Raw genomic sequence first — 11,377 nt, 5'->3', positions numbered from 1 at the left:
TATGCGTTACTTACTCATTCTATTAATTTTTACATGTACTGTAATTAGTGGAAAGTCCCAGGAGTATCAGTCCACTCCTGCTGACTTAAGCCAGCTATTCAATAGTGAAGCAGTCTTGCATATCAATTTAAAAGGAGATATCAGAACACTTTTTAATGACCGGAAAGAGCCCGAATACCATCCCATTGTATTTTCATACCAGGAAAACGACGAATGGCATAAAGTAAACATCAGGGTAAAAACCCGTGGTCATTTTAGAAGAATGAAGGAAAATTGCCTTACTCCTCCTCTACTCCTAAATTTTGATAGCTTACCGGATATTTCAAGCTCACTTTTCGAAGGACAGAATAAATTGAAACTGGTTACTACTTGTGTGGATGAAAGATTTGTGATCAGGGAATATTTGGCCTATAAAATCTACCAATTAATTACCCCCTACAGCTTTAGGGTAAGGTTGGTAAAAGTAAGCTTCGATGATACGGAAAGAAATCGAACTACACCAGCCAAATATGGAATTCTATTGGAGGACCACAACAAAATGGCTTCTAGAAATAATGCAATTATTCGAAAACAGCTAAAGCTAAGTCCTGAAACAACGGATCGGGAATTCTTTCTCAAAATGGCAGTTTTTCAATACCTGATTGGAAATACCGATTGGTCGATTCAATACCTTCACAACATTAAAATCCTGGTTAGAAATGGCACATCTCTCGTAGCTGTTCCGTACGACTTTGATATGTCGGGGATTGTAAACACACCCTACGCTGCTCCTGCCGAAGCCTTACAGCTAAGTTCTGTCAGATCCAGAAGATATAGAGGATATTGTATCGAAGATATGAGTGAATTTCAATCTACTTTCGATTTATTTAATGAGCTGAAAAATGATATTTATGCCATTTATGAAAACAACCCGCTAATCGATCAAAACTACAGGAAAAATACCATTAAATACCTGGATCGATTTTATGATATCATAAACGATAAGAAACGGAGCAAAAAAGAATTTCAATATCCTTGCAAATCAGGAGGAACAGGCAATGTTGTTATTCAAGGCTTGAAAGACCATAGTATTGAAAACAAAAAAAATTCCGACTAAATGTCGAAATCATTTTCTTTGGAGGCCGCCAATCCCCAGATCAAAACAACCTGCCAAAATCGTCTCGATCAAAACAGCATTTATGTTACAAGAAACTACTTAATCACCATGTAGTTTTTCTTGTCTTTTAATCGATTCCAATCTCTGGAATTCATCGATTGAATCATTTTCGTAGTAAGATCCACAACCACGAAATCGTCTTCTACCGTGTAGAATAAATCTTTAATTTTCTGTAATAATTTCATATCCCCTAAAATTTACTGTTTTACTACCTTAAATTTAATAGGATTACGAATATTATTCAAGCTTGTTTTGTAGTATTTAACGATTACGTAATATGAATTTGCAAATGCGTTATTTCAATCATTCAATACGTATTGCTTTATAAAAAATCGATGGAATTAAAGTACAGATTTTTCTTATCAAGAAGGATTCTTTTCATTCGAGATGGTCCACCAATAGCGATTTGATAAATGTATTTGCCACGAAAGAAAAATCGTTTAAAATAGGTGTATTCATGTTTTCCTACCATTTGGGTATACTCAATCTCTTTTCCCAACATTTTTTGGTAGGCAACCGATCTTTCACCAATTAAGATGCTTCCTCCCGAAACAAGGCTCCCCTGTTTCATTTCCTCGTAATACTCCGATGGATCGGAGTAGGTAAAATCCAATCCAAGCTTGGAAAAATCAGAAGCAACAACACCAAAAACCGTTACTGCATCTTTAAAGCTAAAAACCTCGATGGAAATGTTGTTGAGCTCTTTATTCTGAATAATGGGTTGATCGGGAATCGAGAAACTTATTTTTGATTTTTCCGATTCAATCTTTTTCCAATCTTCCTGTGCCAAAACATTCGAAAATGTGGCAATACCAAGAAGGCATATCAATAAAAATTTTCTCATTGCTTATTTAATTTCGGGTAACTCAATTCCTTTAATTTTTCGGTACAGATCAAGAGCAAAAACATCGGTCATTCCCGATACAAAATCCAATACCGACATTACTTTTTCGTAATCACTATCACCCGAAATGTCATATTGTTCGGGAATTAAAGACAATAAATTTTTGGAGTAAAAATTCTTTGGGTCCATTACGGCTGAAACAAATTCTTCCAATAAGGTCCCTAAAATTTTATAACCTGCCAACTCAATTTCGATCACCGATCGGTGTCGATAAATTCTCTGCACAGCAACATCTGTGCAAGTTCTATACGCTTGTTTACAGGTCGGCTCTACCTCATCAATTAATGACCCTTTGAAGGTTCCACTTAAAATAGCTTCATAATTGTTCAGAAAAACCTTTACACATTCTCCAACCAATTTGCCTATAACACTGGCTCTTATAAATGCAATCTGTTCATTGGTATCGGTTACTTCCAGGCAAGTTTCTTCAATTCTATCCAAAGCCTTTTTATCCTTATCGGCATCGTAAAAATTCAGAAGCAATTCCTTGGTTTCCGCAGTACTTAAAATATTTAGCTTGTGAGCATCCTCAATGTCCATAATCTGGTAACAGATATCATCGGCAGCTTCAACCAGGTATACCAAAGGAAAACGGGCGTAAATACCATTTTTAATTTCAGGAATCTCCAATTCTTTGGCAATTTTAAGATAATCGGCTTTTTCGAACTGGAAATAACCGTATTTTTTCTTCCCAATTTCCTCTATTTTATTCGATTCCCACGGATATTTAACAATGGAAGCAATGGTAGAATAGGTTAAGGCAAATCCGCCTTTTCTTCTTCCTTTAAAAGCATGTGTAAGCAATCTTAAGGCATTGGCATTTCCTTCGAAATTGGTAAGGTCGAACCACTCTTCCTTGCTAAATCGATCTTGTAAATTTGCCCCTTCACCTTTCTCAAAGTAATGCGACAAGGCTTTTTCTCCCGAGTGTCCGAATGGCGGATTTCCCAGGTCATGAGCCAAACAGGCAGCTGCAACGATACTTCCGATTTCTCTTATTCCTGAATCAGGATCAACCTGATTGGCATCTATTAACTTTTCAGCCAGTAAATTTCCAAGAGATCGTCCAACACTCGACACTTCGAGACTGTGAGTTAACCTATTGTGTACAAATATGCTGCCCGGCAATGGAAACACCTGTGTTTTATTTTGCAAACGACGAAAAGGCGATGAAAATATCAGCCTGTCGTAATCTCTCTGAAATTGTGTTCTCACATCAGCGCTGGCAGGTGAGTATTTATCTTCTTGTCCGAACCTCTTTGTCGATAGTAATTTTATCCAATCCATATTCTAGAATTAAAGCATCTAAATTACATTAAAATTTCACGCAGCCCGATTTGTTTAGCAATTATTAACAATTAACAGAAAATTTGAATTCTGTTTTCGGATACATTTGTACGTTTTCGTACAACCTTTGTAATAACATCGTACACATACTGCCTTAAAAATCAGAATCAAAAAATTTCATCACACTGATTTACTGGTAGTTTCATTAAGTGGCACGAGTATTGAATTTAACAGCTCAATTGGGGTGAAGATTTTCTATTTTATAATTATGGTTATTTATTTCGACATTATCGGTTGATAATACGGATTTGTCGTTAATTGTGTGCGTTGGTCTAATTAAATTCCAGATCCGGCGACAATAAATTATTATTGTATACAGATTTTATTAATACATCAATACTATGATCCGATTACAAAACATTCACAAATCGTACATCACCGGAACAAACAAGCTGCATGTACTTAAAGGTATCGATTTGCACATAAAAGAAGGTGAATTGCTTTCAATCATGGGATCTTCCGGTTCAGGAAAATCGACATTATTGAATATCCTCGGCCTGTTGGACAACCACGACGATGGAGTTTATGTCCTGAACAACGAGGAAATAAAATCGATGAGCGAAACAAAAGCTGCCAAGCTTAGAAACAATTTGTTGGGTTTTGTATTTCAATCGTTTAACCTGATATCCTTTAAAAATGCCATGGAAAATGTGGCATTGCCATTATACTATCAGAAAGTATCGAGAAAGAAAAGAAACAAACTTGCCTTAGAGTACCTCGATAAAATGGGTCTTAAAGAATGGGCTCACCATATGCCTAACGAGCTGTCGGGTGGACAAAAGCAGAGAGTTGCCATTGCTCGTGCAATGATTACCCAACCGAAAATTATTTTGGCCGATGAGCCTACCGGGGCACTCGACTCTACTACTTCGATTGAGGTAATGGATCTTCTTAAAGAAATTAATCAGTCAGGAATTACTGTAATTATTGTTACTCACGAGAATGATATTGCCCACATGACAGATCGAATCATCAATCTTAAAGATGGCATTATTGAATCAATCATTGATAACAATCAAATTAACAACACTGAATCGGTTAAAATTCCAATACAGGAATAAACCCAACCCTAATATCGAGCTATGTTTGACAGAGATAAATGGCAAGAAATATTTAGTACCATCAGGAAAAATAAAACTCGTACCATTCTAACGGGTTTTTCGGTTGCAACCGGAATTTTTATGCTGATTTTCCTATTGGGTGCTGGTAGAGGTTTGCGTAACGGTATGACCTCAGTTTTTGCCCAAGATGCAACTAACAGTATGCAAATTTATGGTGGTAGAACCACTAAGGCATACAAAGGAACTCCCGAAGGTAAGTTCATTCAAATGGTTAACGATGATTTCCTGAACCTGAAGAAATCGATCGAAAAAATAGATGCAATTTCGGCAATGTCGTACATTCCGGGAGCAGAAACCATATCCTATAAGAATAACTTTGGAAACTTTAATGTTTCACCTGTACACGATACTTATAAGGAGATTAAAAATTTCGAAATCCTGAAAGGCCGATTCTTAAACCAAAACGACTTGGATGAACACAGAAAGGTTGTTGCCATTCAGGATGAAGTAAAAAAAGTACTATTCCCGAATGAAACTGCACTAAACAAGTTTATCAACATTAACGATATCAAGTTTAAAGTAATTGGTGTTTTCCACCAACAGAGTTTCGACGATAATTCAAGGGAAATATACATTCCAATTACGGTAGCACAAAAAATATTTAACAACAACGACCATATCCGTAGAATTTCTTTTACGCTCGACAATGTTTCGGTTGAGGAAAGTAAAAATATCGAACAGCAGATTACTTATAAAATGGCTGCCCGACATAATTTCAGCAAAGAAGATAAGAATGCACTATGGATTCAGAACAATATTGAAAATTCACAAACATTCGCTGGTTTATTTAGCGCTATCGAAATGTTTGTATGGATCATAGGGATTTTCACCATTGTTTTAGGTGTTATTGGTGTTTTCAACATCATGATGATTGTTGTAAGGGAAAGAACCAAAGAAATTGGAATCAGAAAAGCCATTGGTGCTTCGCCAAGCTCTGTAGTAGGTTTAATCTTAATGGAGGCCATTTTTATAACGGCCGCTTCGGGATATGTTGGACTAATTGCAGGTGTTGGATTATTGGAGGCCATCAATCAGTTTGACATGATTGAGAAAATATATGCTCCGGCTGCTATCTACTTCATCGATCCACAGGTTGACCTTGGTATTGCAGTAGGTGCAACAGTTGTGCTGGTAATTACCGGTGCTTTGGCAGGATTTTTCCCTGCCCGAAAAGCAGCAGCAATTAGACCAATAGAAGCTTTAAGAGACGAATAGTAAGAATTTATAAACGACATTAGAATGTTCGACCTGGATAAATGGCATGAAATTACTGCCGCCCTAAAAAAGAATAAACTACGTACCATCCTTACCGGATTGGGTGTGATGTTTGGTATCCTGATTTTGGTTACCCTACTGGGAATTGGTAGAGGTTTTCAAAATAACATAGAATCTTCGTTGGGTAACTTTGCAACCAATTCTACCGTTTTTTGGGTAGAAAGAACCACTAAGGCATACAAAGGCTTACCTCGAAACAGGCAAATCAGATTTACCAACGACGATTTAATTGCTTTGAAGCAAAATATTCCAGAATTGGAACACATTGCTCCCGACATTAATGGTTGGAGCGGTAACGCTACCCACAATACATTTCGCAAAGAGAAAAAAGGAAACTTTAGAATTAAAGGAACTTCTCCCGAAATGAATATGGTAAATCCTGTTGAGGTAGTAAAAGGAAGATTTATCAATGAAAATGATTTAAAAGAATTCCGCAAGGTTATTACGATTGGACCGCGTGTAAAAGAGCTGATGTTCGAAAAAGATGAAGATCCGATTGGACAATACCTGAAAGTAAATGGAATTTTCTTCAAGATTATTGGAGAAATTAAGCCTTTAAGTAACAATATGGGGAATCGCGACGATATTATACAGCTGCCATATACTACCCTGCAGCAATTGTATAATTACGGCGATAAATTCTATGTTTTCCTGGCAACAGCCAAGGTAGGCGAATCGGTTGCCGAGTTGGAAGATAAAATATTTGAAATTTTGGCTCGACGCCACTCCATTCATCCTGAAGACAAACAGGCAATTGGTAATTTTAACATTGCCAAACTGTTTAACAAGATTTTTGGCTTGTTTAATAGTATTGGATTCCTGTTTTGGGTAATTGGTTTTGGAGTTCTGATTACCGGTGTTATTGGAGTAAGTAACATTATGCACGTGGTGGTGAAAGAGAGAACCAAAGAGCTGGGGATTAAACGTGCCATTGGAGCCAAACCTGCTTTGGTGGTCGGTCAAATTATTAACGAATCGGTATTCCTGACCACTTTTGCCGGATTCTGGGGATTGGTTTTGGGTGTAGTCATTGTTGAGGCAATTGGCAAAGCAACCGAAGGAAGTCCAAATCCTCAAATATTAAACCCTTACGTAGATATTAATGTTGCATTTATCGCACTCGGAGTACTTGTTTTCTTTGGTGTTCTTGCCGGGCTGTTACCAGCACAAAGAGCCATTAGAATTAAACCCGTTGATGCGTTGAGATACGAATAATAAGTCATAAATCTGAAAATAATACAAGTCATGAAAAAAGTTTTTAGAATTGTTCTCGTGGTATTCTTCATTGCACTTTTTGTAGGAACCATATTTTTCCTTTATAAAAAATCGCAGGACAAACCTGTTGTTTACAACACAAAATCGCCTGAGATTACAGACATCGTGAAAAAAACAATTGCCACAGGTTCTGTTGTACCTAGAAAAGAAATTGAAATTAAGCCTCAAGGGGTTTCGGGTATTATCGAAACATTATATGTTGAAGCTGGTGAAATGTTGAAAAAAGGTGATCCGATCGCTAAAATCAAGATCATTCCAGACATGATTAACCTAAACAGTGCTGAATCGCGAGTTAATGTTGCAAAAATTAACTTCGAAGATTCGGAAATCAACTACAACCGCGATAAGGCTTTGTATGATAAAAAAGTAATTTCTGAATCGGATTTTCAGAAAACACAATTGGCTTTCCGCAATTCACGCGAAGAGTTGCAAGCTGCAAAAGATAACCTACAGTTGATTAAAGAAGGGGTTACAAAGAGCTCTGCAAATGCTACCAATACCATTATCCGCTCAACCATAGAAGGAATGATTTTGGATATCCCAATTAAGGAAGGGAACTCGGTAATTCAATCGAACACTTTTAACGATGGTACTACTGTTGCTATTGTGGCCGATATGGGCGAAATGATTTTCCAGGGTAAGGTTGATGAAACCGAAGTTGGAAAAATTAACCAGGGCATGAACCTACAGCTTACCATTGGTGCAATTGAAGATGTGAAGTTCGATGCAAATCTTGAATACATTTCTCCAAAAGGAGTAGAAGAAAATGGAGCAATTCAGTTTGAAATTAAAGCATCTGTTCAACTAAACGACAATTATTTTATTCGTTCGGGATATAGTGCTAACGCAGAAATCGTTCTTGACAAAAGAGAAAAAGTACTGGCTGTAAACGAAAGTTTACTAGAGTTTGAAAACGACTCTACCTTCGTTGAGGTTGAAACATCGCCACAGGAATTCGAAAGAAGATTCATTAAAACCGGTTTGTCCGATGGTATCAATATTGAAGTATTGGAAGGAATCACCAAAGACGACAAGTTAAAAGGTGAAAAGAAGAAAAAATCGGAGATGGTTAAGGAAGGAAACAAAAGTGAATAGTAAAGCTCACTAAACTTTGAAATGAGTCTTTAAATGCTCACTTTTATCATATCAATCGTTTTTATAATTGCCTAAACCGTAGTACGGATTATAAAACAAAAAGCAAATGAAAAAATTATTATTACCGCTAATTGCTATAGCATTTACCTTTTCGGCAGCCAATGCACAAGAAAAATGGAGCCTCGAGAAATGCATCAACTATGCGAAAGAACACAATATTGACTTGCAACTTCGAAAATTAGATGCTGAAGTTCAGGCTAACAATACCACTCAATCTAAATTTGATCTTCTGCCAAGTCTGAATGGAAGTACAAGCTATAACTTCAGTTATGGTCGTACTCTTAGAGCCGATAATACTTATGGTGATATTAACACCCAAAGTGGTTCATTAGGTCTATCCGCAGGAGTAACTCTTTTCAATGGCTTCCAGAAGTACAATTCTATCAAACAAAATGAATTAGACCTTAAGGCCAGCCTTCAGGATGTTGAAAAAGCAAAAGAAGATTTGGCACTAAACATTACCTCTTCTTACCTGAATATTCTTTTCAACAAAGAATTGTTGCAAGTGGCCGAGGAGAAATTGAAGGTAACCAAACTTCAGATAAAAAGAACCGAAGCATTGGTTGAAGCCGGAACACTTCCAAAAGGAACTTTAATGGAACAGAATGCACAGGCAGCCAGAGAAGAACTTGAGGTAGTAAACTCATTGAACAATCTCGATTTGGCTTTATTGGATCTTGCACAATTATTAGATCTTGAAAATCCTTCAGATTTCGACATTAGCATTCCTGAACTTCCGGTTTTAAATGCAACACGTTCAATGGTTGATCCAGAATCTGTTTTCATCAATGCTTTGGAATTCAGACCAGAGATGAAAGCAGCAAGATACAGACTGGAGAGTTCGGAAAAAGGACTTTATATCGCTAAAGGACAAAGAGCTCCTTCACTTAGCATGTCTGGATATTGGGGATCGAGTTACTCGAAAGACTTCCCTGAATATGGCCTGGATGCTAATGGTGCTCCTGTAATTGTTCGTGAAGAAATGAAACTGAGCGATCAGTTATCGAATCGTGAAAACAAAGCTTTTGGTTTCAACTTAAACATTCCAATTTTCAACGGCGGACAGGTAAACAGAAACATTGCCAATGCAAAAATTAACATCGACCGCAACAAGTTGTATATGGAAAACTCGAAAAATGCATTGAGAAAAGAGATTCAGCAAGCTCACGCCAACGCAAGAGCAGCCATGAACAAGTATTTCTCGAGCGAAACAGCCGTTTCTTCAACCGAAGAGGCTTTCCGTTATACAGAAGAAAAATTCAATCTTGGATTGGTAAACTCTGTAGACTACAACCAGGAAAAAAACAATTTGTTCCAGGCAAAATCGAACCTGCTACAGGCAAAATACGAATACATTTTCAGAACAAAGATTCTTGACTTTTACAATGGCATCGAAATAAAATTATAATCAAGTTTATAACCTCAGGGTACATAACAACTCGAAACTCCCGGCTAATTATTAGTCGGGAGTTTTACTTTTAAAACGGTACTATATAAAGTTGATTTGAATTCTTGCAATTACAATATCAGCCTATCCCAATATCAGTAAGTTTGTTAGCAGGAACAATTCGGTAATTTTATTGGTACAATTGCCATTAATTTCCCTTTTTATCATTTATTTTGCATTGATTTAAAAAATTAGAACATGGCATTACTTTTAAATATTGAAACATCAACAGCAATTTGTTCTGTTGCATTAGGGAAAGACGGGAAATTATTGGCACTGAAAGAAAACAAAGAAGGCATGAAACATGCAAGTCATCTTACAGTTTTCATCGAAAATATTTTAAAAGAGAACAATTTAACTACTGCTGATTTAGACGGCGTAGCCATTAGTATGGGACCAGGTTCCTATACCGGATTGCGAATTGGTGTTTCTACTGCCAAAGGAATTTGCTATGGTGCAGGCATCCCGTTAATTGCAGTTAGCACTCTTCAATCAATGACAAAAGCATTGCAGGATACTGCTGAATTATCGGACCAGATTAAAAAGCTGGAAGAAGCACTTTATTGCCCAATGATTGATGCAAGAAGAATGGAAGTATACACAGCATTCTACAATTCAAATGCTGATTTGGTGAGAGAAATTTCTGCTGATATTATTGATGAAAATTCATTTGCAGACGAACTTTCGAATCGTGAAATTGTTTTCTTTGGTGACGGGTCAGGCAAATGTAAAGATGTAATTACAAACGAAAATGGCATCTTTCTTGATGATGTTAATGCAACTGCATTGGGTATGATTCAACTGGCAGAAGAAAAATTCAACAAAAACGAATTGGAAGATGTTGCCTACTTCGAACCTTTTTATTTGAAAGATTTTGTAGCAACAACTCCGAAAAAGAATATCTTTAAGTAAGAACTAAAACAACGCGTATGCTAAGGTTTACTCTATTTTTATTTTCCTTTTTGGTACTGTCGACAAGTACTGATGCAAATTCACCTGCTAAATCGTCTGAAAAAGGGGAACATCTGAAATATGTAATTCACTATGGCATCGTGCGTGGAGGAAAGGCTAGCTTAAAGTTAAAGTCGGATAAAATTGATGGAAAAGAAGTGTTCCATGCCACTTTAACAGGACGAACAGTTGGCCTTTTTAATACGCTCTACAAAGTTAAAGATACTTACGAAAGTTACTTCGATAAAGAAACACTGCTGCCTGTAAAAGCAATTCGAAATATCCGTGAAGGAAGTTACAAAAGGTATAACGAGGTGACTTTCGATCGCGAAAAGAATCAAATTAACAGTCAGCGTTCGGGCATTAAAGATGTACCCGAAGGAATTCATGATATTTTATCGGCATTTTATTTTGCCAGAGCCTACCACTTTAATTCTGAACTTGAAGTAGGCCAGGTGGTAAAAATGCAAACCTACTTTTCCGATGAAGAATTTCTATTGCAGTTCCGCTTTATGGGTTACGAAATGGTGAATTCCAAAATTGGAACAATAAAATGCTATAAATTCATTCCAATTGTTCAAACCGGACGAGCATTCAAAGATGAAGATGATATGAAAATCTGGATATCGGCCGATGCCAATAAGGTTCCGGTTCGAGTTCAATTCGATTTATTTTTGGGATCCTTGCGCTGCGATTTAACCAACTTCTCCGATTTTTCTACCAGTTCCCTGATCAAAAAATAGGCA

General features: G+C 36.8%; 11 protein-coding genes. 8 read left to right on the top strand and 3 right to left on the bottom strand.

The features are described from left to right. The first annotated feature begins 1 nt into the window (after position 1). Entirely contained in the window at positions 2 to 1,096 is a 1,095-nt protein-coding gene (locus tag ELS83_RS12125) for a CotH family protein (protein WP_171595825.1), read from the top strand. Between the two features lie 95 nt (positions 1,097 to 1,191). Here ELS83_RS12125 and ELS83_RS12120 read toward each other — a convergent pair whose 3' ends face one another. The 3 genes from ELS83_RS12120 to ELS83_RS12110 all read right to left on the bottom strand — a co-directional run bounded on the left by ELS83_RS12120 (position 1,192) and on the right by ELS83_RS12110 (position 3,347). Then, a complete protein-coding gene (locus tag ELS83_RS12120) occupies positions 1,192 to 1,341 on the bottom strand; it encodes a hypothetical protein (RefSeq protein ID WP_171595824.1) in 150 nt (49 codons plus the stop codon). 137 nt (positions 1,342 to 1,478) lie between these two features. Continuing rightward, the gene (locus ELS83_RS12115; RefSeq protein WP_171595823.1) at positions 1,479 to 2,000 is read right to left on the bottom strand and encodes a hypothetical protein; all 522 of its coding nucleotides are present in this window, start codon (positions 1,998 to 2,000) and stop codon (positions 1,479 to 1,481) included. 3 nt (positions 2,001 to 2,003) lie between these two features. After that, on the bottom strand, positions 2,004 to 3,347 hold the full coding sequence (locus ELS83_RS12110; protein ID WP_171595822.1) for a deoxyguanosinetriphosphate triphosphohydrolase: 1,344 nt from the start codon (positions 3,345 to 3,347) through the stop codon (positions 2,004 to 2,006). Between the two features lie 401 nt (positions 3,348 to 3,748). Here ELS83_RS12110 and ELS83_RS12105 point away from each other — a divergent pair, with 401 nt between their 5' ends. From ELS83_RS12105 to ELS83_RS12075, 7 genes are all read left to right on the top strand, one after another. Beyond that, positions 3,749 to 4,468: an ABC transporter ATP-binding protein gene (locus ELS83_RS12105; RefSeq protein ID WP_171595821.1), complete on the top strand. Its 720-nt coding sequence runs from the start codon at positions 3,749 to 3,751 to the stop codon at positions 4,466 to 4,468. 21 nt (positions 4,469 to 4,489) lie between these two features. Then, the gene (locus ELS83_RS12100) at positions 4,490 to 5,743 is read left to right on the top strand and encodes an ABC transporter permease (RefSeq protein ID WP_171595820.1); all 1,254 of its coding nucleotides are present in this window, start codon (positions 4,490 to 4,492) and stop codon (positions 5,741 to 5,743) included. A gap of 24 nt (positions 5,744 to 5,767) precedes the next feature. Then, positions 5,768 to 7,018, top strand: a complete 1,251-nt coding sequence (locus ELS83_RS12095; RefSeq protein WP_171595819.1) for an ABC transporter permease — start codon at positions 5,768 to 5,770, stop codon at positions 7,016 to 7,018. Between the two features lie 30 nt (positions 7,019 to 7,048). Continuing rightward, positions 7,049 to 8,173, top strand: coding sequence for an efflux RND transporter periplasmic adaptor subunit (locus ELS83_RS12090; RefSeq protein WP_171595818.1), 1,125 nt, complete (start codon positions 7,049 to 7,051; stop codon positions 8,171 to 8,173). 106 nt (positions 8,174 to 8,279) lie between these two features. Next, positions 8,280 to 9,641 (top strand): TolC family protein, encoded by a 1,362-nt coding sequence (locus tag ELS83_RS12085; RefSeq protein ID WP_171595817.1) that lies wholly within the window; start codon positions 8,280 to 8,282, stop codon positions 9,639 to 9,641. 237 nt (positions 9,642 to 9,878) lie between these two features. Next, positions 9,879 to 10,592, top strand: coding sequence for a tRNA (adenosine(37)-N6)-threonylcarbamoyltransferase complex dimerization subunit type 1 TsaB (gene tsaB, locus ELS83_RS12080; protein WP_171595816.1), 714 nt, complete (start codon positions 9,879 to 9,881; stop codon positions 10,590 to 10,592). A gap of 17 nt (positions 10,593 to 10,609) precedes the next feature. Then, the gene (locus tag ELS83_RS12075; RefSeq protein WP_171595815.1) at positions 10,610 to 11,374 is read left to right on the top strand and encodes a DUF3108 domain-containing protein; all 765 of its coding nucleotides are present in this window, start codon (positions 10,610 to 10,612) and stop codon (positions 11,372 to 11,374) included. Positions 11,375 to 11,377 lie beyond the last annotated feature (3 nt).

Source organism: Marinifilum caeruleilacunae, from assembly GCF_013141825.1.
GTDB classification, from domain to species: Bacteria; Bacteroidota; Bacteroidia; order Bacteroidales; family Marinifilaceae; genus Marinifilum; species Marinifilum caeruleilacunae.
This window is presented reverse-complemented; position numbering and strand designations above follow the sequence as displayed.